This window comes from Pseudomonas sp. GQ91 (assembly GCF_059758795.1).
The window spans coordinates 1-22,291 of the sequence record NZ_JCAXED010000005.1; the positions used below are offsets into that span (position 1 = coordinate 1).

Annotated in this window: 23 protein-coding genes; 12 read left to right on the forward strand and 11 right to left on the reverse strand. The window is 60.0% G+C overall.

From position 1 onward, the window contains the following. Positions 1–107: 107 nt before the first annotated feature. Both AC6CIA_RS08605 and aptA read right to left on the reverse strand, forming a co-directional pair. Entirely contained in the window at positions 108–1,601 is a 1,494-nt protein-coding gene (locus tag AC6CIA_RS08605) for a CoA-acylating methylmalonate-semialdehyde dehydrogenase (protein ID WP_498311521.1), read from the reverse strand. 73 nt (positions 1,602–1,674) lie between these two features. Continuing rightward, positions 1,675–3,024, reverse strand: coding sequence for an omega-aminotransferase AptA (aptA, locus tag AC6CIA_RS08610; protein WP_498311522.1), 1,350 nt, complete (start codon positions 3,022–3,024; stop codon positions 1,675–1,677). Between the two features lie 125 nt (positions 3,025–3,149). Between aptA and AC6CIA_RS08615 the strand changes: the two genes are divergently transcribed. The 3 genes from AC6CIA_RS08615 to AC6CIA_RS08625 all read left to right on the forward strand — a co-directional run bounded on the left by AC6CIA_RS08615 (position 3,150) and on the right by AC6CIA_RS08625 (position 5,662). After that, entirely contained in the window at positions 3,150–4,070 is a 921-nt protein-coding gene (locus AC6CIA_RS08615) for a LysR family transcriptional regulator (RefSeq protein WP_498311523.1), read from the forward strand. Between the two features lie 338 nt (positions 4,071–4,408). Then, positions 4,409–5,068, forward strand: coding sequence for a TetR/AcrR family transcriptional regulator (locus AC6CIA_RS08620; RefSeq protein ID WP_498311524.1), 660 nt, complete (start codon positions 4,409–4,411; stop codon positions 5,066–5,068). 12 nt (positions 5,069–5,080) lie between these two features. Then, a complete protein-coding gene (locus AC6CIA_RS08625) occupies positions 5,081–5,662 on the forward strand; it encodes an IMPACT family protein (protein WP_498311525.1) in 582 nt (193 codons plus the stop codon). 89 nt (positions 5,663–5,751) lie between these two features. On the opposite strand, the gene AC6CIA_RS08630 is transcribed toward AC6CIA_RS08625, so the two are convergent. Continuing rightward, positions 5,752–6,156: a hypothetical protein gene (locus AC6CIA_RS08630; RefSeq protein WP_498311526.1), complete on the reverse strand. Its 405-nt coding sequence runs from the start codon at positions 6,154–6,156 to the stop codon at positions 5,752–5,754. A gap of 83 nt (positions 6,157–6,239) precedes the next feature. On the opposite strand from AC6CIA_RS08630, the gene AC6CIA_RS08635 reads away from it, so the two are divergent. The 3 genes from AC6CIA_RS08635 (at position 6,240) to AC6CIA_RS08645 (ending at position 8,810) form a co-directional block, all read left to right on the forward strand. Next, positions 6,240–6,590, forward strand: coding sequence for a MerR family transcriptional regulator (locus AC6CIA_RS08635; protein ID WP_498311527.1), 351 nt, complete (start codon positions 6,240–6,242; stop codon positions 6,588–6,590). A gap of 25 nt (positions 6,591–6,615) precedes the next feature. Continuing rightward, positions 6,616–7,302, forward strand: coding sequence for an SDR family oxidoreductase (locus AC6CIA_RS08640; RefSeq protein WP_498311528.1), 687 nt, complete (start codon positions 6,616–6,618; stop codon positions 7,300–7,302). A 152-nt stretch (positions 7,303–7,454) separates the two neighbouring features. Next, positions 7,455–8,810: an 8-oxoguanine deaminase gene (locus tag AC6CIA_RS08645; RefSeq protein WP_498311529.1), complete on the forward strand. Its 1,356-nt coding sequence runs from the start codon at positions 7,455–7,457 to the stop codon at positions 8,808–8,810. 2 nt (positions 8,811–8,812) lie between these two features. On the opposite strand, the gene AC6CIA_RS08650 is transcribed toward AC6CIA_RS08645, so the two are convergent. Next, a complete protein-coding gene (locus AC6CIA_RS08650) occupies positions 8,813–9,901 on the reverse strand; it encodes a calcium:cation antiporter (RefSeq protein WP_498311530.1) in 1,089 nt (362 codons plus the stop codon). Between the two features lie 194 nt (positions 9,902–10,095). Between AC6CIA_RS08650 and AC6CIA_RS08655 the strand changes: the two genes are divergently transcribed. After that, positions 10,096–11,049 carry an adenosine deaminase gene (locus AC6CIA_RS08655; RefSeq protein ID WP_084381749.1) on the forward strand — a complete coding sequence of 318 codons (954 nt, stop codon included), beginning with the start codon at positions 10,096–10,098 and terminating at the stop codon, positions 11,047–11,049. A gap of 76 nt (positions 11,050–11,125) precedes the next feature. On the opposite strand, the gene AC6CIA_RS08660 is transcribed toward AC6CIA_RS08655, so the two are convergent. The 3 genes from AC6CIA_RS08660 to vimR form a co-directional block, all read right to left on the reverse strand. Continuing rightward, positions 11,126–12,496: an MFS transporter gene (locus AC6CIA_RS08660; RefSeq protein ID WP_498311531.1), complete on the reverse strand. Its 1,371-nt coding sequence runs from the start codon at positions 12,494–12,496 to the stop codon at positions 11,126–11,128. A 96-nt stretch (positions 12,497–12,592) separates the two neighbouring features. After that, entirely contained in the window at positions 12,593–13,309 is a 717-nt protein-coding gene (locus AC6CIA_RS08665) for an ArsR/SmtB family transcription factor (protein WP_498311532.1), read from the reverse strand. A gap of 132 nt (positions 13,310–13,441) precedes the next feature. Next, positions 13,442–14,371 carry a transcription regulator VimR gene (gene vimR, locus AC6CIA_RS08670; RefSeq protein WP_498311533.1) on the reverse strand — a complete coding sequence of 310 codons (930 nt, stop codon included), beginning with the start codon at positions 14,369–14,371 and terminating at the stop codon, positions 13,442–13,444. 132 nt (positions 14,372–14,503) lie between these two features. Between vimR and AC6CIA_RS08675 the strand changes: the two genes are divergently transcribed. Both AC6CIA_RS08675 and AC6CIA_RS08680 read left to right on the forward strand, forming a co-directional pair. Continuing rightward, on the forward strand, positions 14,504–15,517 hold the full coding sequence (locus tag AC6CIA_RS08675; RefSeq protein WP_498311534.1) for a zinc-binding alcohol dehydrogenase family protein: 1,014 nt from the start codon (positions 14,504–14,506) through the stop codon (positions 15,515–15,517). A 149-nt stretch (positions 15,518–15,666) separates the two neighbouring features. Further along, the gene (locus tag AC6CIA_RS08680) at positions 15,667–15,846 is read left to right on the forward strand and encodes a hypothetical protein (RefSeq protein WP_498311535.1); all 180 of its coding nucleotides are present in this window, start codon (positions 15,667–15,669) and stop codon (positions 15,844–15,846) included. An 11-nt stretch (positions 15,847–15,857) separates the two neighbouring features. Here the strand turns inward: AC6CIA_RS08680 and AC6CIA_RS08685 are convergent, their stop codons facing one another. Together AC6CIA_RS08685 and AC6CIA_RS08690 are read right to left on the reverse strand one after the other, a co-directional pair. Continuing rightward, positions 15,858–17,051, reverse strand: a complete 1,194-nt coding sequence (locus AC6CIA_RS08685) for a multidrug effflux MFS transporter (RefSeq protein ID WP_498311536.1) — start codon at positions 17,049–17,051, stop codon at positions 15,858–15,860. Between the two features lie 84 nt (positions 17,052–17,135). Continuing rightward, positions 17,136–17,333 carry a heavy-metal-associated domain-containing protein gene (locus AC6CIA_RS08690; RefSeq protein ID WP_339531737.1) on the reverse strand — a complete coding sequence of 66 codons (198 nt, stop codon included), beginning with the start codon at positions 17,331–17,333 and terminating at the stop codon, positions 17,136–17,138. 147 nt (positions 17,334–17,480) lie between these two features. Here AC6CIA_RS08690 and AC6CIA_RS08695 point away from each other — a divergent pair, with 147 nt between their 5' ends. Next, the gene (locus AC6CIA_RS08695; protein ID WP_498311537.1) at positions 17,481–17,861 is read left to right on the forward strand and encodes a hypothetical protein; all 381 of its coding nucleotides are present in this window, start codon (positions 17,481–17,483) and stop codon (positions 17,859–17,861) included. Positions 17,862–17,937: 76 nt separating this feature from the next. Further along, positions 17,938–18,339 (forward strand): Cu(I)-responsive transcriptional regulator, encoded by a 402-nt coding sequence (gene cueR, locus AC6CIA_RS08700; protein ID WP_498311538.1) that lies wholly within the window; start codon positions 17,938–17,940, stop codon positions 18,337–18,339. A gap of 123 nt (positions 18,340–18,462) precedes the next feature. On the opposite strand, the gene AC6CIA_RS08705 is transcribed toward cueR, so the two are convergent. Continuing rightward, positions 18,463–19,359: a PA4780 family RIO1-like protein kinase gene (locus tag AC6CIA_RS08705; RefSeq protein WP_339531739.1), complete on the reverse strand. Its 897-nt coding sequence runs from the start codon at positions 19,357–19,359 to the stop codon at positions 18,463–18,465. 186 nt (positions 19,360–19,545) lie between these two features. Next, the gene (locus tag AC6CIA_RS08710; RefSeq protein WP_498311539.1) at positions 19,546–20,823 is read right to left on the reverse strand and encodes an acetyl-CoA C-acetyltransferase; all 1,278 of its coding nucleotides are present in this window, start codon (positions 20,821–20,823) and stop codon (positions 19,546–19,548) included. 113 nt (positions 20,824–20,936) lie between these two features. On the opposite strand from AC6CIA_RS08710, the gene AC6CIA_RS08715 reads away from it, so the two are divergent. Then, positions 20,937–22,289, forward strand: a complete 1,353-nt coding sequence (locus AC6CIA_RS08715; RefSeq protein WP_498311540.1) for a 3-oxoacyl-ACP reductase — start codon at positions 20,937–20,939, stop codon at positions 22,287–22,289. Positions 22,290–22,291: the final 2 nt, after the last annotated feature.

The window sequence follows — 22,291 nt, forward strand, 5'->3', positions numbered from 1 at the left end:
GTCCAGATTCTGCCGTCAACCTCTATTTTCACAAAACTGTCACAACAGTCAAAAAAGCCCCAAAAACGCAAAGGCCGGCCCAAAGGGGCCGGCCTTTTACCGTCTACTTACAAGCTGGGAAAGGCGAACTGCGACGCTTCATGACTGGCTCGCTGCGGCCAACGCTGGGTAATCGCCTTGCGACGGGTGTAGAAACGCACCCCATCCGGCCCATACGCGTGCAAATCACCAAACAGTGAACGCTTCCAACCACCAAAGCTGTGATAGGCAACCGGCACCGGCAACGGCACGTTGACGCCGACCATGCCCACTTCAATTTCGTCACAGAACAGGCGCGCCGCTTCCCCGTCACGGGTAAAGATGCAGGTGCCATTGCCATATTCGTGATCATTGATCAGTTGCATCGCGGCTTCCAGGCTATTCACCCGCACCACGCACAGCACCGGCCCGAAGATCTCCTCCTTATAGATACGCATCTCGGGAGTCACGCGGTCAAACAGGCTTCCCCCGAGGAAGAAGCCTTCTTCATGGCCGTCAATGCTCAGTCCGCGACCGTCAACCACCAGCTCGGCACCGGAGGAGACACCGTCTTCTATATAGCCACTGACCTTATCCCGAGCCTGACCTGTCACCAGCGGCCCCATGTCCAGCCCGCAGGAAGTTCCCGCGCCGATCTTCAGGGCCTTGATCTGCGGCACCAACTTGGCAACCAGCGCGTCGGCAACCTGATCGCCAACACACACCGCCACGGAGATTGCCATGCAACGCTCGCCGCACGAACCATACGCCGCGCCCATCAGGGCACTGACTGCATTGTCCAGGTCCGCATCCGGCATCAGCACCGCATGGTTTTTCGCCCCGCCCAATGCCTGAACGCGCTTGCCGCGCTTGGTGGCTTCGGAATAGATGTACTCGGCAATCGGCGTCGAACCTACAAAACTCAATGCCTTGACTTCCGGCGCCTCGATCAACGCGTCCACCGCGCCTTTATCGCCATGCACCACGCTCAGTACACCCTTAGGCAAACCGGCTTCTTGCAACAGCTGTGCGATCAGCAGTGTCGAACTCGGGTCGCGTTCCGATGGCTTGAGAATGAAACAGTTACCGCAGACGATCGCCAACGGATACATCCACAGCGGCACCATGGCCGGGAAGTTGAACGGCGTGATACCGGCCACCACGCCCAAAGGCTGGAAATCCGACCAGGCATCAATATTCGGGCCGACGTTGCGACTGTATTCGCCTTTAAGAATTTCCGGCGCCGAGCACGCGTACTCAACGTTCTCGATCCCGCGCTTCAGCTCGCCGGCCGCGTCTTCCAGCGTCTTGCCGTGTTCTTCGCTGATCAATTGCGAGATACGCGCCTCGTTCTGCTCCAGCAATTGCTTGAAACGGAACATCACCTGGGCGCGCTTGGCCGGTGGTGTATTGCGCCACGCCGGAAACGCGGCCTTGGCCGAGTCGATCGCAGTCTGAATGGTTTCGCGGCTGGCCAGCGGCACCTGGTGAATCACTTTGCCGGTGGACGGGTTGTACACGTCGGCGCTACGACCGCTGTCGGTCACCAATTCGCCGTTGATCAAATGCTGGATAAGGCTCATGCAGGGCTCCTGAAAGTTGTCCACAGGCGCGACACTCGCCGCGCCCGATGTGTGTTCTATATAGAAGGAGAAATCAGTCGATCTTGTTCAGCACTTCACCGACCGCATCGAACAAGCGATCCAGATCCTGCGGCTTGCTGTTGAAGGTTGGGCCGAACTGCAAGGTGTCACCGCCGAAACGCACGTAGAACCCGGCTTTCCATAACGCCATCCCGGCCTCGAATGGACGCACGATGGCATCACCGTCACGCGGGGCAATCTGGATCGCACCGGCCAGGCCATAGTTGCGGATGTCGATGATGTTCTTGCCGCCCTTCAAGCCGTGCAACGCGTTCTCGAAGTGCGGCGCGACTTCGGCCACGCTCTGCACCAGGTTTTCCTTCTGCAACAGATCCAATGCCGCCAGGCCAGCGGCGCACGCTACCGGGTGTGCCGAGTAGGTGTAGCCGTGTGGGAATTCCACTGCGTACTCCGGCGTCGCCTGGTTCATGAAGGTCTGATAAATCTCGCTGCTGGCAATCACCGCACCCATCGGGATCGCACCGTTGGTGACTTGCTTGGCAATGCACATCAGGTCCGGCGTCACACCGAAGCTGTCAGCGCCAAACATCGAACCGGTACGCCCGAAACCGGTGATCACTTCGTCGAACACCAACAGAATATTGTGTTGATCACAAATCTCACGCAGACGCTTGAGGTAGCCCTGAGGGGGGACCAATACGCCAGCAGAACCGGCCATAGGCTCGACAAACACCGCCGCGATGTTGGAAGCGTCATGCAGCTCAATCAGCTTGAGCAGCTCATCGGCCAAGGCGATCCCGCCCTGCTCCGGCATCCCCCGGGAGAATGCATTGCTCGCCAGCAAGGTGTGCGGCAGGTGATCGACATCCATCATCGCCTGACCAAACAGCTTGCGATTGCCGTTGACACCGCCAAGGCTCGTACCGGCGATATTCACCCCGTGGTAACCACGGGCGCGGCCAATCATCTTGGTCTTGGTCGCCTGGCCTTTCAGGCGCCAGTAGCCGCGCACCATCTTCACCGCCGTATCGGCGCACTCGGAACCGGAGTCAGTGAAGAACACATGATTAAGGTTGCCAGGCGTCAGGTCGGTGATTTTTTCGGCCAACTGGAACGACAGCGGATGACCGTATTGAAAGCCTGGCGAGTAATCCAGCGTACCGAGTTGCTTGGCCACCGCGTCCTGGATTTCCTTGCGTGTATGCCCGGCACCGCAGGTCCACAGGCCCGATAGCGAGTCATAGACCCGGCGTCCTTTGTCATCGATCAACCAACTGCCTTCGGCCCCAACAATCAGACGCGGGTCGCGCTGAAAGTTGCGGTTAGCGGTGTAAGGCATCCAATGGGCGTCCAGCTTCAATTGGCTGGCCAGGGAGGACCGGGCGTTTTCGGGCATGTTCATCAGCAAAACCTCGCAGGGCAGAAGGCAGCGTCGGGATTGAAAAGCGTTCTTGCAGCTAAATTGCCATGGGGATAAAGTCTGTGAAATCCAACTTTTCTAACCTTCAGTCAGGCCCCCACTAAACTATGAGCAGCCGTCGCCCCGATCCCCTGGCCCAAGTCAGCGACTTCGATATTCGCTTGCTGCGTATCTTTCGCAGCGTGGTGGAGTGCGGCGGCTTCTCGGCGGCGGAAACGGTGCTGGGCATTGGTCGTTCGGCCATCAGCCAGCAGATGAGTGATCTCGAGCAACGCCTGGGCTTGCGTTTGTGCCAGCGCGGACGCGCGGGGTTTTCGCTGACCGAGGAAGGTCGTGAGGTGTACCAGTCAGTGCTGCAACTATTAAGTGCGTTGGAAAGTTTCCGCACCGAGGTCAATGGCCTGCATCAACACCTGCGCGGGGAACTGATCATCGGCCTCACCGATAACCTGGTCACACTTCCTCACATGCGCATTACCCACGCCTTGGCACAACTGAAAGAACGCGGCCCTGACGTACAAATCCAGATTCGCATGATCGCCCCCAATGAGGTCGAGCAAGGCGTGCTCGACGGACGCCTGCACGTCGGCGTGGTGCCTCAGGCCAGCGCGTTGTCGGGTCTCGAATATCAACCGCTGTATAGCGAACGTTCGCTGCTCTACTGCGCGGTCGGTCATCCACTGTTCTATGCCGATGACAAGCAACTGGATGACCCACGCATCAATCAACAGGACGCCATCGCGCCGACCTTTCGCCTGCCGGCCGACATCCAGGCGCATTATCAAGCCCTTAATTGCACCGCCAGCGCATCCGACCGTGAAGGCATGGCATTCCTGATCCTGACCGGGCGCTATATCGGTTATCTGCCCGATCACTACGCCAGCCTGTGGGTGCAACAAGGCCGATTGCGTGCCTTGAAACCTGCGGCGCGCTTTTATGATTTAAGCCTCGCTTCGGTCACGCGCAAAGGTCGTCGTCCTCATTTGGTGCTGGAAAGTTTTCTCGACAGCCTGGCCGCAACCCGCTGATACGGGCCGCGCGCAAACTCAGCAACTGAATAGTTTTTCGCCAGACCCGAGAATCATGACCTCTGCGGCCTGAGCCTCGGTTCTGCATGGGACCTGACCGCGTACGGCCTTATTGACCGTTGAGAGTCGCGGGTGCAGGAGCTTTTATCCAGATCCGCAGGCCCTCTGCTAGTGAGGTCGTGTTGCCGTCCGGCGTTCTGGGCAAACAGCGCGGCGGCGACCCGGTCCGCGAAACGCTGAAACCGCTTTGAGGCTTTTATCGTATCGGGACTTGTCTGGGGCTTGTGGGTGGGTTATCTGTGCATCAGCCGCATTCATCGATCTGCACGGAAACCTCCATGAGCCTCGACGTTCCTGCCCACAGTAACCACGCTGGAAAACCTGCAAGCCGCATTCGGCAAAAGAACCAACAAGCGATCATCCAGGCCGCCGAAGACGAGTTCGCCCGTCATGGCTACAAAGGCACCAGCATGAATACCATCGCAACGAGCGCCGGACTGCCGAAGGCCAACCTGCACTACTACTTCACCAACAAGCTGGGGCTCTATGTTGCGGTACTCAGCAACATCATCGAGCTGTGGGACAGCGCCTTCAACACGCTGACCGCCGAGGATGATCCTGCCGAAGCGCTGACGCGCTACATCCGCGCCAAAATGGAGTTTTCCCGACGTCAGCCACAAGCCTCGCGGATCTTCGCCATGGAGATCATCAGCGGCGGAGAGTGCCTCACCGAATACTTCAGCCAGGACTACCGCGCCTGGTTCAGCGGCCGCGCGGCCGTGTTCCAAGCCTGGATCGATGCGGGCAAAATGGACCCCGTCGACCCGGTCCACCTGATCTTCCTGCTCTGGGGCAGCACCCAGCATTACGCTGACTTCGCCACGCAGATCTGTCGCGTTACCGGTCGCACCAAGCTGACCAAACACGATATGGAAGACGCCGGCACCAACCTTATCCACATCATTCTCAAAGGCTGCGGCATCAAGCCCGCCCTCTAAACGAAGTCACTCATGCCTTTTACGCTTATCGGCCTTTGCGAGTTTCGCGAAGAAATTCGCAAAAGCCGCTTCATCACCCTCGCCGCCCCCATCACCTGCCCCCAAGACGCCCAGGCGTTCATCGAGCAGCACAGCGACCTGAACGCCACGCACAATTGCTGGGCCTGGAAGCTGGGTGGGCAATACCGCAGTAATGATGACGGAGAACCCGGCGGCACCGCAGGGCGACCGATCCTGGCGGCCATCGAAGCCCAAGACTTCGACCAAGTCGTGGTGCTGGTGATCCGCTGGTACGGCGGCATTCAACTGGGTACCGGTGGCCTCGCCCGTGCCTACGGTGGTGGCGCGAATAAATGCCTGCAAAACGCCGAGCGGATCGAATTGATCAGTCGCGTGCCACTCACCTGCGCGTGCAGCTTCGCTGAACTGCCCTTGGTCAAACTGCGTGTCGCCGAACTGCACGGCTTGGTGGTAGAGGAAACCTTCACCGCCAACGGCGTGGAGCTTCAACTCGCGCTGGGTGAAGCCCAGATCGACACCTTGCAGACGCTACTGGCAGACCTGAGTCGCGGACGAATTCGCCTGCAACGCTGAAACTACCCACAGCGACTGTGCATCTGCCTGTGGATAACCTGAGCACACTCGCCTGTAACCTTTTTGTCACCGGGCGTTGAGGCTGCTGTTCATTTTTTATCCAATTGAACCGGCCAGAATTGCGCAATTGCCCAGAGCACCTCAAATACCAGAATCACCACCAGTATCGAGGACACTCCATTTAACAATGCATAGAGCTGCCAGGTAGCAAACAATAGTCGGCCCACTGCGTCGTAGCGCCCAAAAACCCGTTGCGGGTCACGGATCCGCAGCACCGCCCAAACGCAGACAATCGACCCCAGCAGGTTAGCCATCAGCAGATGAATCGGCGCAAAAGGTGGCAGCTCCCCCGGCAAATTGAAGGTCTGGCTGACATTCGACAAAGCGCCGTGCAACAGTAAAAAACCCCACGGCGTGACAAACGCAGCGGTTACGATCAAGTCATACCAGCCACTGGCTCGTACCAGTTGGCGATAGTGCTCGGTGGACCACATAACGGCAGGCTCCTTCGATTCAAGAAGCCAGCAAGGTAAAGCCTGGAGTATGCTCCAAGGTCAAGCCTTATCGAGTTCACTCCATGCGCATCGGCGAATTGGCTCAAGCCAGTGGCGTCAGCCGCGATACCTTGCGTTTCTACGAGCAGCGCGGACTGATTGCCGCGCAACGCAGCGCCAACGGTTATCGCCACTACCCGGCAGAGATGCTGCAACTGGTGCTGTACATCAAGACCGCGCAACGCCTAGGCTTCAGCCTCGGTGAAATCGGCAGCAGCGTCGCCGCTCTCTGGCATGCTCCCGACCCTGACAGCGCAGTCACCCAGTTGTTGCAAGACAAGCTCATGCTGATCGACACCCGCATCCGCGAACTTGGCCAACTGCGCCTGGAGTTGCAGCAACGACTCGGACAACGTTGTCCACTGAACCCTTGAACCTGCACCACGAAGGAAGCTACTCATGTCTACGCCAAAAACCGCGCTGATCATCGGCGCCTCTCGAGGCCTGGGCCTTGGTCTGGTCGAACGTCTGCTGGCGGATGGCTGGCAAGTCACCGCCACAGTCCGTGATCCGCACAAGGCCGATGCCTTGAAAGCCCTCGGTCCGGTAAGCATCGAACAACTGGACATGGATGATCAGCAGGCCGTGATTGCCCTGAGCCAGCTTCTGAAGACCCAGACGTTCGACCTGCTGTTCGTCAACGCCGGCGTCAAGGGCCCGGAAAATCAGGCCCCAGGGCATGCAACCCTGGCCGAAGTGGGCCAACTGTTTTTCACCAACGCGGTGGCACCGATCAACCTGGCACAGCGCTTTGCCCCGCTGATTCGCAAAGACAGCGGCGTGCTGGCGTTCATGAGTTCAGTGCTGGGCAGCGTGACCATGCCCGATGCGCCGGAGCTTGCGCTGTACAAAGCCAGCAAGGCTGCGCTCAACTCCATGACCAACACCTTTGTCACGCAATTGGGCGAGCAGAAGTTAACGGTATTGTCGCTGCATCCGGGCTGGGTCAAGACCGATATGGGCGGCGAAGGCGCCGACCTGGACGTGCAGACCAGTGTGCGCGGTTTGATTGCCCAAGTGAACGCCTACACTGGCAAAGGCGGTCATCACTTTGTGAATTACAAGGGCGAGACTATTCCCTGGTAAGCATCCTGCGGATCTATCACCGATTGCCGGTGATAGACCCGGCTTTGGACTACACGTAAACTGCGCGTTCGCCCTCACCGGCGACCCTGGATCAGCAGACAGGGCAACACTGAGCTGGCAAACCTGAACCCATCATTCAGAGGAGCCGGCCAATGCCTGCGACCCGTATCTGGTTGAAAAACCCTCTCGCGATTTTCACCGCCAATGCCCTCGATGCCCGAGGCGGCCTGGTGCTACAGGATGGCGTGATCGTCGAAGTCCTTGCCCTCGGGCAACAACCGGCCACCGCCTGTGGACAGGTCTTCGATGCCCGCGAGCATGTCGTCCTTCCCGGACTGATCAACACTCACCACCACTTCTATCAAACCCTGACCCGCGCCTGGGCGCCGGTGGTCAACCAGCCCTTATTCCCGTGGTTGAAAACCTTGTATCCGGTCTGGGCGCGGCTGACACCCGAGAAGCTCGCGCTCGCCAGCAAGGTTGCGTTGGCCGAGTTGCTGCTCTCGGGTTGCACCACCGCGGCGGACCATCACTACTTGTTTCCCGATGGCCTGGAAAACGCCATCGATGTACAAGTCGAAAGTGTCCGTGAACTGGGCATGCGCGCCATGCTGACCCGTGGTTCCATGAGCCTGGGTGAAGCTGACGGCGGACTTCCGCCGCAACAGACGGTGCAGCAGGGCGAAGTCATCCTCGAAGACAGCCAGCGCCTGATCGCCCGGTATCATGAACGTGGCGATGGCGCGCGGATCCAGATTGCCCTGGCGCCGTGCTCACCGTTTTCGGTGACGCCGCAAATCATGAGCGCCAGCGCCGAGCTGGCCAACAGCCTCGATGTACGCCTGCACACGCACCTGGCGGAAACCCTCGACGAAGAAGACTTCTGCCTGCAACGCTTTGGCTTGCGCACCGTGGACTATCTGGACAGCGTCGGCTGGCTCGGTCCTCGCACCTGGCTGGCCCACGGCATCCACTTCAACCCTGAGGAGATTGCCCGTCTGGGCGCGGCCGGTACCGGCATCTGCCATTGCCCGAGTTCCAACATGCGCCTGGCCTCGGGCATTTGTCCGAGCCTCGACCTGATCGCCGCCGGCGCCCCCCTCGGGCTGGGGGTGGACGGCTCCGCCTCCAACGACGCCTCCAATATGATCCTCGAAGCCCGCCAGGCCTTGTACATCCAGCGCTTGCGTTACGGAGCCGAGAAAATCACCCCTGAAGGGGTACTCGGCTGGGCAACCCAGGGCTCGGCAACATTGCTCGGCCGCAGCGACATCGGCGAGTTGGCAGTGGGCAAACAGGCCGACCTGGCCCTATTCAAGCTCGATGAACTGCGCTTCTCCGGCAGCCACGATCCACTGTCGGCCCTGCTGCTGTGCGGCGCCGATCGGGCCGATCGCGTGATGGTCGGCGGTCAATGGCGAGTGATCGACGGGCAGGTCGAAGGCCTGGACCTTCAAGGCCTGATTGCCGATCACAGCCAGGCGGCGCGGGAGTTGATCGCAGGCTAAGGCTACAACCCCAGCAGCGACAACATGATAAAGGTCGCAAACAGCACAAAATGGGTCATCCCTTCGATGGCGTTGGTTTCGCCATCGTTGAGGTTGATCGCGCAGACAATCAGCGTGATGAACACCATCACCGTTTGCACCGGGGTCATTGCCATCTGAAACGGCTGGCCGGTGTACAGCGCCATCGCTTCCATCACCGGCACGGTCAGGATTACCGTCGATAGCGATGCACCCAGGGCGATATTGACCACCGATTGCATGCGGTTGGCCAAGGCTGCGCGCAATGCGGTCAAGATCTCCGGTGCCGCGGAAATGGCTGCCACCAGGATTGCCGTAATCACGGGAGGTGCGCCCGTGCCTTCAAGGCCAAGATCCAGGGTCTTGGACATCACCTCGGCCAATGCGCCAATCACCACCACGCCGAATACCAGCGTCGCGATGGAGAACGTCAGGTTGACGGGCGAGGCTTCTCCCGGCGGCAATTGCTTGCGACGTTTTTCCGGATAACTGTAACTGAAGAAGTAACTGTGAGGCCCGACCTGCATACGCAGGAACAAGGTGTACAACACCACCATCGCACCGATGGTGAAGGCCGAGTAGATTTTCCAGTCCGCCTCGGGGATAAATTCCGGCACCACCATCGACACGCCCATGGCCGTGAGAATCATCACGCTGTAGGTTCGCGCCGAATCATCGTTATAGGATTGCTCGCCGTGCTTGATGCCCCCCATCAGCGCGGCCAGGCCGAGGATTCCGTTGATGTCCAACATCACGGCCGAATAGATGGTATCGCGGACCAAGGTGGGAGACGCCTCGTTACTCATCATGATGGCCAGGATCACCACTTCCACCAACACCGCCGCGAGGGTCAGGATCATGGTGCCGTAGGGATCGCCGACTTTTTCTGCCAGCACCTCCGCATGATGGGCTACCCGCATCGAAGCCATGACGATAAAGCCGATCAGCACCATGCCACCGAATAGCGCGATCATCTGTCCGCTGTGCAGCAACGGGTGTTCCAGCACATAGGCCGCGATGGCCGCAATCAGCGCCAGCAGCATGAATTTTTCTTGCTTGAGGGATGTGAGCATTAAAGGCCTTTTCGAGCAGCGAATCAGTCGTTGATGGGGTACAGACTGCACCACGTCGCTAACGTTTCGTTACACCTTAGTTCAATCGATGATTACTGCAGGCATGAAGAATGCTTACCGCTCGGTCAGGTTTTGCCGATTATTTTGGCCTTGGCCTGTAGAATGCCGCCATTGCACCTGATGAGAATTTGAACATGTACGATTGGCTCAACGCCCTGCCAAAAGCTGAACTGCACTTGCACCTCGAGGGTTCCCTGGAACCAGAGTTGCTGTTCGCCCTGGCCGAACGCAACAAGATCGCGCTGCCGTGGAACGACGTCGAAACCCTGCGCAAGGCCTATGCCTTCAACAATCTGCAAGAGTTTCTTGACCTCTACTACAAAGGTGCCGATGTGTTGCGCACCTCCCAGGACTTCTACGACCTGACCTGGGCCTACCTGCTGCGCTGCAAGGCGCAGAACGTGATCCATACCGAACCCTTCTTCGACCCGCAAACCCATACCGACCGGGGCATTCCCTTCGAAGTCGTGCTCAACGGTATCGCCGCGGCGCTCAAGGATGGCGAACAACAACTGGGCATCAGCAGTGGCCTGATCCTCAGCTTCCTGCGCCACTTGAGCGAGGAAGAAGCCGAAAAAACCCTCGACCAGGCGCTACCGTTCCGCGACGCGTTTGTTGCCGTGGGCCTGGACAGTTCGGAGATGGGTCACCCACCCAGCAAGTTTCAGCGTGTGTTCGACCGCGCGCGCGGCGAAGGCTTCCTGACCGTGGCTCACGCCGGCGAAGAAGGTCCACCGGAATACATCTGGGAAGCCATCGACCTGCTGAAGATCCAGCGTATCGACCATGGTGTGCGCGCTATCGAAGACGAACGCTTGATGCAACGGATCATCGACGAGCAGATCCCGTTGACCGTCTGCCCGTTGTCCAACACCAAGCTTTGCGTGTTCGATGACATGTCCCAGCACAATATCCTCGACATGCTTGAGCGGGGAGTGAAGGTCACGGTTAACTCGGATGACCCGGCGTACTTCGGTGGTTATGTCACCGAGAACTTCCATGCGCTGTACACCTCGCTGGGCATGACCCAGGATCAGGCCCAGCGCCTGGCGCAAAACAGTTTGGATGCGCGACTGGTCAAGCCATAATCGACGACCACTGACGCAAACACTCCAACGTGGGAACCGGGAATACCCGGTTCCCACGGGTGGTCAGCACCGCCCTTCAGACCTCGCTCAACTCCTCCAGCGTCTTGCCCTTCGTCTCCATTCCGAACACCCAGACCACCCCCGCCGCCACCGCAAAACACAACGCGCCCAAGGCAAACACCCCACCCTGTCCGGTAATCGGAAACAGCAGCCCCGTGACCAACGGCCCGAGCAACGAGCCTACGCGACCCACCGCCGAAGCAAAGCCCGAACCGGTAGCCCGCGCCGACGTCGGATACAGCTCCGGCGTATAGGTGTAAAGCACCGCCCACATGCCAAACAGAAAGAACTGCATCAGCAGGCCCGTGCCGATCAGCAGGCCGACGTTGCCACCAAAAACCGCGCTCTGCCCATACAGAAACGCCATCACCCCGCCGCCGAGCAAGGTCACGATGCACACCGGTTTGCGCCCCCAGCGTTCCACCAGCCAGGCCGCCATCAGGAAGCCGGGAATCCCGCCCAGGGAAATGATCACGGTGTAGTACACCGACTGGGTCACGGCGAAACCCGATTGCTGCAACAGGGCACTCAGCCACGACGTGAGCCCGTAAAAACCGAGCAAGGCAAAGAACCACACGCTCCAGATCATCATCGTGCGCTGGCGGTACTGCGTTGACCACAATTGCCGGAACGCCGAGAAAAAAGTCCCCGGCACGATATCCACCCGCGGTAAACGCACCGGTGGCGGCAACGGAACGTTCCCTAACGCGCTCTGCACCCGTTGCTCGATGCCCTGCAGCACCTTATCCGCCGCTTGCGCATGTCCGGCCTGCTCCAACCAACGCGGCGATTCGGGAATAAAGAAACGAATCGCCAGGACAAACACCGCCGGCACCGCCAGCACCAGGAAAATGTCGCGCCAGCCAATCACCGGCAGCAGGAAATAGGACAGCACCCCCGCCGCGACAAACCCGAGCGGCCAAAAGCCGTCCATCAAGGCGATGTAGCGTCCACGGCGCTTGGCCGGTATCAGTTCCGAAAGCATCGATTGGGCAATCGGGAACTCCATGCCCATGCCAATCCCCAACAGAATACGAAACAACGTCAGCATTTCCACCGTCTGCGCCGTGGAACACAGGTAGCTGGCGACGCCCCACAACACGATGCTCCATTGGAACACCGGCTTGCGTCCGAAGCGGTCAGCCAACATCCCTGATAGCGATGCGCCCACCACCATGCCGAAGAAACTCGAACTGGCCAATAAGCCGGCCTGGGCGGTACTTAAGCCAAATTCGGCTTTGATCGATCCCAGCAGGAACGTCATCATCGCCAAATCCATGGAGTCGAAGAAAAACGCCAGGGCAATGATGATAAAAATGACCCGGTGATAACCACTGATGGGTAACCGTTCCAGTCGCTCTGCCGCGCTATAGCCTTGAATGCCCATGCTCTGCCCCTCGTGTGGAAAATCCCCTCAGCGAGTGTGCGGCATCGCCCGGCGGGGTATTCGCTGGATGCGACCTGATTAAAACCCTGAACGACGCTAGCTGGCGCAGGCCTCCGGCGTCAGCGCCAACCTGGCTATTTCCACTCGCCCTGTCTCGGTGATCTGGAGCGCCTTGGATTCATTGATGACCTGCAACCAGCCCGACTGCATGAACAATTGCAGCAGCCCCGCGCCCAATGCTCCACCCAGATGGGGCTGCTGCTCGCTCCAGTCAAAGCAATCGCAGGTGATGGACGTCTTGCAGTACTGAGCCAGCGCCTGGGTATAAATCCCATGACTCGCCAGATTGCGTGCGCCCAAGGGCGTGACATTGATCCGTTGCTCATGGCAATCGATCCATCTGGCCAGGCGCATCCGTTGATAAAGCGCGACCGCCAGTTCGCCAGCCAAATGGCCGTGGCACAGCCGGGCCTGGCGCATTGACGCGGGGGCAGCCAAGGCCTCCACCGCCCGCAAAGGCGCACTGCGCGCGGCGCTGGCGGCCGTGGTGCTGGCAAGGGCCTCGACCGCAGCGCTCACATCGGGTGCGGCCACACGAAATAAGCGTTTACGCCCACGGACTTCCACCCGCAGCAAGCCGCCGGTCGCCAACCGGGCCAAGTGGGCATTGGCCGAAGACGGTGATAAGCCTGCCAGCGTGGCCAGTTCTTCGGCAGGCTTGGCCGAACCGTCCATTAACGGCCACATCATCGCGATGCGCTTGGGGTCGGCCAGCAGTGTGGCAATCTGGCTGATGCAAGGTGCCTGTTCCATTATTCACTCCCTGTTGAATCATTCGTCTGCTGCTCGTCGCTCGAAAGTATAGGTGCGCAAACTCCGTTTTCCCTGACGTCCCACAGCCAAATCGTAGACAGAAGCTGAGTGAAATTTCTCCGTATTCCGCGGTTATTGCCTAGGGCTCCATCGCTCCGAGAACTGCTCAGTCAATTTCGCACAACGGGCCACGAGCATTTCCCGCAAAAGGTTGATCGGTTTACTCAACTGAGCACGGTGAGCGCACAACAGATTGAGGGGCGTACGCTCCCCCCGCAGTTCCGGCAGGATCACACGCAAGCGCCCCGCCAGCACATCCTCACTGACATCCAGCCAGGACTTGTAGGCGATGCCGGCACCGGCCACCGCCCAACGTCGGACCACATCGGCATCATCGCTGAAACGATCGCCCGTCACGGTCAGGCTGACTTCCCGGCGGCCATCGTGAAAACCCCAATGATCATGCACCCGGCTGCCGAGCATATAGAGCAGGCAATTATGCTGGGCCAACTGCGCCAACTGACGCGGCTCGCCATGCCGCGCCAGGTAGCTGGGCGCAGCACACAGCACGCGCTGATTGTGAGGGGCCACGGGTAAGGCAATCAGGCTGGAGTCCTCGGGTTCACCGTAGCGCAAGGCGATGTCCACAGGCTGGCGAAACAGATCGGCGATGCGGTCACCCAGCAGCAGCCGCACAGCCAATTGAGGATGCTCGCGCTGGAATTCATCCAACCAGGGCAACAACACATTACGCCCGAAATCCGAAGGCGCCGAGAGTTGCAGCACACCGCTGACGTGATCTTGCCGGCTGGCCAGCAAGCGTCGGCCTTCATCCAGCTGACTCAACGCGGCGCGCGCGTATTGCAAAAACCCCTCACCTTCGGCCGTCAGGCGCAGGCTCCGGGTAGACCGCGCCAGCAGGCGCGCGCCCAATTGCTGCTCGATGCGTTTCAACGCCGCGCTTGCCACGGCCGCCGACATGTCCATGCCCCTGGCCGCCGCCGACAGGCTGCCCAAATCGGCAGCCCGAACAAACAACTGCAAATCATCAAAACGCAGCATGAAGATTAATCCTGGCCAATTATCAAAATTTCTTTGAAAGAGACTGTGCTTTTAGCGGGTTTTATCTTCATTAGAAATAGCCAATGATCTGCTCATCCCGTTCCACGGTCCCGCTCATTTTTGGAACTCACCATGAAAGCCATTGCTTACTACGCCGCCCTGCCCATCCACGACCCCAAATCCCTGCAAGACATCGAATTGCCGGAGCCGGTCGCCGGCCCGCGTGACCTGCTGGTGGAGGTCAAAGCCATCTCGGTCAACCCGGTGGACACCAAGGTCCGTCAGAACGTCGCCCCGGAAAACGGTACGGCCAAAGTACTGGGCTGGGATGTAGCCGGCGTGGTCAAGGCCGTGGGCAGTGAAGTGACACTGTTCAAGGCCGGCGACAAAGTCTTTTACGCCGGCTCACTGGTGCGCCCGGGCGGCAACAGCGAGTTGCACACGGTGGATGAGCGGATCGTCGGCCATATGCCCAAGAGCCTGGGTTTTGCCGAAGCGGCTGCGTTGCCGCTGACCGCCATCACCGCCTGGGAGTTACTCTTCGAACGCCTGCAAGTGCGCGAAGGCAAGAACGATGAAGGGCAAACTCTGCTGATCGTCGGCGCGGCCGGCGGCGTGGGTTCGATCCTGACCCAATTGGCCGCGCAGCTTACTGCGCTAAAGGTCATCGGCACCGCTTCACGCCCCGAGACCCGCACCTGGACCAACGACCTCGGCGCCGACCTGGTGATTGATCACAACCAGCCACTGAGTGAAGAATTGAAGCGCGCGGGCGTGCCACAGGTGACTCACGTCGCCAGCCTGACCCAGACCGATCATCACCTGGACCAACTGGTGGAGGCCCTGGTGCCTCAGGGGAAACTGGCGCTGATCGATGACCCGAAAGCGCTGGATGTCAGCAAGCTCAAGCGCAAGAGCCTGTCATTGCACTGGGAGTTCATGTACACCCGCTCGATGTTTGAAACCGCCGACATGATCGAGCAGCACAACCTGCTCAACCGCGTGGCCGAACTGATCGACGCCGGCACGTTGAAAACCACGTTGGGCGAGCACTTCGGCGTGATCAATGCACATAACCTGCGCCGGGCTCATGAATTGCTGGAAAGCGGCAAGGCCAAGGGCAAAATCGTGCTGGAAGGCTTCTAGACAAACAGGTCTGTCAGGGGCATCCGCTATCTGAGTAGGCAGCGGATGACACCGCTAGTCAGACACTTGATCCTTGTCATATTTATCAGCGCATTCGGGTTTATATTGGCCGCCTTTGCCACGCAATCTTTTACGTGAGGACATCAGCAATGAAAATCCTGATAAAAGCGTTAGCAAAATCCCACGGCAGCAAATGGCAGGTTCGCCTGGACCGGAACACCTTTACCTTTCGCAGCGAGGCCGAGGCCAGGGCCTTCGCCAACACCCTGCAAAGCCGCATCCAGGCTCCCCATCACTTTCCCGAAAGCCAGCAGCGGGCTGCTGGCTGAACATGCGCTGATCAGACCGGCGCTTGCAAGGCTCTTTCACGCTGCAGGCGTCGGGTCCACATGGCCACAATCACCGCCAACACCCCGCACAGGCTGATGACCATCGCCATCGGCATGGCCGTGCCATTGTGCAGCACGCCGACCAACGACGCCGCGCCAGCCGCTATGCCAAACTGAATGCACCCCAGTAACGCCGAGGCGCTACCGGCCCGTGCGCCCTGCCCGTTCATGGCGCACGCCGAAGTATTGGGCATGATGCAGCCCAAACTGGCGATACAAAAAAACAGCGGCAGCATCAACGGCCACAACGCCTCGGTATGCAGCGCGCTGACTGCCAGCAACGCCAGCGCCGCCGCCAGATACACCCACACCGTGCGAGTCAGCAAAAACGCCGGGCCACGCTTGGACAACAACCGCGCGTTAACCTGCGCGACCAGGATGAAGCCCGCCGCGTTGGTGCCGAACAGCCAACCGTAATGCTCGGCCGGTACCCCATAGAGTTTGATAAAGACAAACGGCGAACCGGCGATGTAGGCAAACATCCCGCCAATCGCAATGCCTCCGGTCAAGGCATAACCGAAAAATACCCGGTCCCCCAACAAGCGAGCGTACTGGCGCAACGCCCCGGATAACGGTTGTCGAGGCTGATTGGCCGGCAGGCTTTCCGGCAGGCCGACAGCCACCGCAATGCCCGCGCCGACGCTGAAGAGCGTCAACGCCAGGAAAATCGACTGCCAGCCATACAGGTTGACCATCACCCCACCCAGCATCGGTGCCAGTATTGGCGCGAGCCCGACCACCAGCATCAGTTGCGAGAACACCTTGGCCGAGCCCACCGCGTCACATTTATCACTGACCACCGCACGGGAAATCACCATGCCCGCACAGCCGCCCAGGGCCTGAACGAAGCGCGCGCCGATCAGCCATTCCAGAGACGGCGCATAGGCGCAGGCCAGAGAAGCCAGCGTGAACAAGGTAACGCCGCTCAACAACGGAAGACGCCGGCCAAAGCGGTCCGCCAGCGGCCCATAGATCAGTTGCCCGATAGCCAGGCCAACGAAGTACACGGCCAGGGTCAGCTGGATATGCTTTTCATCCGTGCCGAATGCCACGGCCATGGCCGGAAACCCCGGCAGGTAGAAGTCGATCGCCAAGGGCGCAAATGCGCTCAAGGCCCCCAAAATCAGGATTATGCGAAGTTTCATCAGGCACCCAGGTAAGTCGGCAGCTCAATAGTCTAGCCGCGCCTGGGAGCCTTGAACATTACGTTAGGTCGCTAACTATCAAAATCAGCCGAGTTTGGCGCTGTAGCCTTCTTCAGCGATCAGGTCGATCACCTCCTGTGGCGACAGTCGGCTTTCAACGCCGACTTCCTTGGCGGCCAGGTCGACGCGTACGCTGGCCGCTGGATCCCGGTTCTGCACCGCTTGTGTCACGGCCCGGACGCAGTGGCCGCAGGTCATTCCTTCAACGTTGAATACTTGCATGGGGTAGCTCCTTGGATAACGTAGCCGGCAGTGTTGACCTTTCCACGGTGGCAAGGTCAAGTTCTGAAATCTTCGGCCGGGCTGGTATTCGTGGGCATCGTCGGCCAAGCTGCAAGCAACCACGATTCAAAACTCGGAGAATTCCCCATGCGTTGGTCGCTGTTTGGCCTTGCCGGCCTGATGAGCCTGTTCGCCGCTGCCCCGATGGCCCATGCCGCCGAAGACTATGCGGTACTGATCATTTCCAGGGAGCGCCTGGAAGTCCCGACCAATTGCGAAATTGGCCTGTACGTGAACGACCAATTGGCCGGGCGACTGTTTCAGGAGCAAGCCACCTCCTTCAATTTCCCCGAAGGCCGGGTCTCGCTGCGTCTCAAGCTGCTGCCGGGCCAGGCCCCGGGATGCTTGCCGGGCATGCTGGCGCCCAAGGCCCAGGAAATCACCTTGAAGGCCGGAGACGTGCGCAAGCTGCGCATCGCCCAGGGCGCCGACGGGATGTACCTCAAGTCGGCGAAGCTGGGTTACTGAAACATTGATCTGAATCCTTGACCTTCCCCCGAGGTCAGGGTTGATCCTAGGGCCAATGTCTCCGGGAGTATTGCTCATGAACATCGGCCAAGCAGCCCGTCAAAGCGGCTTGAGCGCCAAGATGATTCGCTACTACGAATCCATCAATCTGCTCAAGCCGGCCCTTCGCAGCGCCAGTGGTTATCGCCTGTATGGCGCCGACGACTTGCACACCCTGGCGTTTATCAAGCGCTCGCGAGACCTGGGCTTCTCCCTGGAGGAGGTCGGTAAACTGCTGGAACTATGGCAGGACCGGCAACGGGCCAGCGCCGACGTCAAGGCGTTGGCTCGCCAGCACATCGATGAACTGAATCAGAAAATCCGCGAATTGGCCCAACTGCGCGATACCTTGCAGGAACTGGCCGAGAACTGTCAGGGCGACCACCGGCCAGACTGCCCGATTCTCAAGGAATTGGCCTCTGGCGCCGGTTGTCGTTGAGGATCCCTGGCAAGGCTGCGTCCGCGGCAAGCGCGCTAACGCAGCCGCGCCAGGACTCGACAGCGGCTACGGGGCGCTCAAGTCAAGGCTGACCCGATTGGCCTTGAACACCCCGAAGGCAGATCACTGCATCCAGGGCGGCGGCGGTTCTTCCGCAGTTTTGCCCGGTGGCGCATCGTCCGCCGCGCGTATCGCCTGGCGCCGTTCCTCATCCAGCCGCGCCGCTTCAATCTCACGCATCACACCGCCGACGTCCGCCGACTCTTCCGGTTCGTCAAACTCGCCGGTCAAGAGGCTGGCCGGGTGCAAGGTGCCCGCTTCGTAAAGCGCCCACATTTCCTTGGCGTACTTGGTGTGCTTCAATTCCGGCGCGAAACGCCCGAAATAGGCGGCCATGTTGCCCACGTCCCGCTCCAGCATGCTGAACGCGTGGTTGTTGCCCGCCGCATCCACCGCTTGAGGCAGGTCGATGATCACCGGGCCCGTCGGGGTCAACAGCACGTTGAACTCGGACAAGTCACCATGCACCAGGCCCGTACACAACATCAGCACGATCTGGGAAATCAGGAAGGCGTGATATTCACGGGCCTGATCCGCATCCAGGGTCACGTCGTTAAGACGCGGCGCCGCGTCACCGTATTCATCGGCCACCAGTTCCATCAACAACACGCCTTCAAGGAAGTCGTAGGGTTGAGGAACTCGTACACCGGCCCCCGCCAGACGAAACAGCGCCGCCACTTCGGCGTTCTGCCATGCGTCTTCGGTTTCTTTCTTGCCGAACTTGGAGCCCTTGGCCATCGCCCGGGCTTGTCGACTGTTACGGACCTTGCGTCCTTCCTGGTATTCGGACGCCTGACGAAAACTTCGTTTATTCGCCTCCTTGTAGACCTTGGCGCAACGTAGCTCGTTGCCGCAGCGCACCACATAAACAGCTGCTTCTTTACCACTCATGAGTGGGCGCAGCACTTCGTCGACCAGACCGTCCTCGATCAGGGGTTCAATGCGTTTAGGAGTCTTCATCAGCTTTTATTGTGGGTCCTTTATTACCAAACACGCGTATGGCACTCGTTATACGGCAATCCTCTCACAGCTGGGAGAGGATACCGACCTTTGACCATCCAAGAATGCGCCCAATATGCCAGATTTATCTGACAAGACCGCTTTTGCCGGCAATTCCCCGCAAGGGCGAGGCAATCATAGCCGAGATCAGCGCTCAACAATTGCCGTCACGCCCTGGCCGCCGGCCGCGCAGATCGAGATCAACCCGCGCCCCCCTCCCGCCGCGTCCAACAGCTTGGCCATATTGGCAATGATCCGCCCCCCGGTGGCCGCGAACGGATGCCCGGCCGCCAGGGAGCTGCCCTTGACGTTCAAGCGGCTACGATCGATGGCCCCCAATGGGGCGTCCAGCCCGAGACGGGTCTTGCAATACTCGGCATCTTCCCAGGCCTTGAGCGTACACAGCACTTGGGCAGCGAATGCTTCGTGAATCTCGTAGTAATCGAAGTCCTGCAGCGTTAGGCCATTTCTCGCCAACAAGCGTGGAACGGCATACACCGGCGCCATCAGCAGGCCTTCGGCGCCGTGGACAAAATCCACCGCCGCCGCTTCGCCGTCACGCAGATAGGCCAGGATCGGCAGGCCACGCTCCCTGGCCCAAGCCTCGCTGCCCAGCAGCACGAGGGAGGCGCCATCGGTCAGCGGCGTGGAGTTGCCGGCGGTCAAGGTGCCCTTCTCACTGCGTTCAAACGCCGGTTTCAGACTGGCGAGTTTTTCCAGGCTGAGGTCGGGGCGCAGGTTGTTGTCGCGGGTCAAACCGAGAAACGGCGTGAGCAAATCGTTGTGCCAACCCTCGGCGTAGGACGCGGCCATTTTCTGATGGCTTTCCAGCGCCAGTTGGTCCTGTTCGGCGCGGGGGATCTGCCAAGTCTGTGCCATCAGTTCGCAATGCTGCCCCATGGACAGGCCGGTGCGAGGTTCACCATTGCGTGGCAGCTCGGGCTTGAGGTGCTGGGGACGAAGTTGTAACAAGACTTTTAATTTATCCGCCATGGATTTACTGCGGTTGGCTTTCAGTAAAAGTTTACGCAGCCCCTCGTTCACGCCGATCGGCGCATCGGACGTGGTGTCGACTCCGCCGGCAATCCCACATTCGATTTGTCCCAGGGCAATCTTGTTGGCCACCAGCAGCGCCGCTTCCAAACCCGTGCCGCAGGCCTGTTGGATGTCGTAGGCCGGAGTTTGCGGCGACAAACGCGAGCCCAGCACACATTCGCGAGTCAGGTTGAAATCCCGCGAATGTTTGAGCACCGCCCCGGCGGCCACCTCACCGAGGCGCAAGCCATGCAGGTTGTAGCGCTCGATCAGGCCTTCCAGGGCCGCGGTCAGCATCGCCTGGTTGCTGGCCGTGGCGTACGGGCCATTGGACCGGGCGAAGGGGATGCGATTACCGCCGATGATCGCGACACGGCGCAACTGAGTCATGGAAAGCTCCCTGAAGGTGGTGGGTGGAATCTTGAGCCTAGCCTAGGCTCAATCGAACGACTTTCAACGATTGATGGTCCACCGTTTGAACCCCAGCAGCCGGAGAGCGTTCCATGTCTGACCGTTATATAGACTTCGCCAACTCAAGCCTCGGCCAGCGATTGGTTGCCGCCATTGGCCTGCCGTCGCCGGGACACCTGGAACGCTGGCAAGCCGGCCGCCTGCGCCCTGTCGAGGGTGCCCTGTTGTTAGGCGGCGGCCCGCTGGCAGCCAAGGTATTGCCATTTGCCAACAAACTCACCGAGGCGATTTTCAGCTACGGTGCCGAACCCTTGGAGGCCACCGCGTGGATTCCGGGGCATGGCCCCAAACTCAAGGCCGTCGTGTTCGACGCCAGCCATCTTCAGCACACCGACCAGCTCAAGCAATTGCGCGAATTCTTCCAGCCGTTGCTGAAAAATCTCGATCACAGCGCGCATCTGGTGATCCTCGGACGCGCTCCGGAAAGCCTTGATGAGCCGTTCGGCGCCAGCGCCCAGCGCGCCCTTGAAGGTTTCAGTCGCTCGCTGGCCAAGGAGCTGCGCAACGGCGGCACCTTGCAATTGTTGTATGTCGGCGAAGGTGCCGAAGACCAGTTGGAAGGCGCCTTGCGGTTTTTCCTTTCGCCCAAAAGTGCGTACATCTCGGGCCAGGTGATTCGCTTGAGTGCCTGCGCGACGCACGTTCAAGACTGGACACGCCCGCTGGCCGGGCTCAAGGCGCTGGTGACGGGTGCGGCGCGAGGCATTGGCGCCTCGATTGCCGAGACCCTGGCCCGCGATGGCGCGCAGATCGTATTGTTGGACGTGCCGCCCGCCAAGGCAGACCTTGAGGCATTGGCGGCGCGCTTGGGCGGGCGCGGCATTGCCCTGGACATCTGCGCCGAAGACGCCGCCGCGCAGCTTATCGAGCAGTTGCCGGACGGTATCGACATCGTGGTCCACAATGCCGGCATCACTCGGGACAAGACCCTGGCCAACATGACGCCTGAATATTGGGACGCGGTGTTGGCGGTCAATCTCAACGCGCCCCAAGTGCTGACCAAAGCCCTGCTCGACAGCGGCACGTTGCACGACAACGGCCGCGTGGTGTTGCTGGCCTCCATCAGCGGCATCGCCGGCAATCGCGGGCAAACCAATTACGCCGCGAGCAAGGCCGGCTTGATCGGCCTGGCCCAGGCCTGGGCACCTCTGCTGGCCGAACGCGGCATCAGTATCAATGCCGTGGCGCCCGGTTTTATCGAGACCCAGATGACCGCACACATTCCTTTCGCCCTGCGCGAGGCAGGGCGGCGCATGAGTTCGTTGGGTCAGGGTGGCCTGCCGCAGGACGTCGCCGAAGCGGTGGCCTGGCTCGGCCAACCGGGCTCCGGCGCCATCAGCGGTCAGGCCTTGCGGGTCTGCGGACAAAGTCTGCTGGGAGCCTGAGC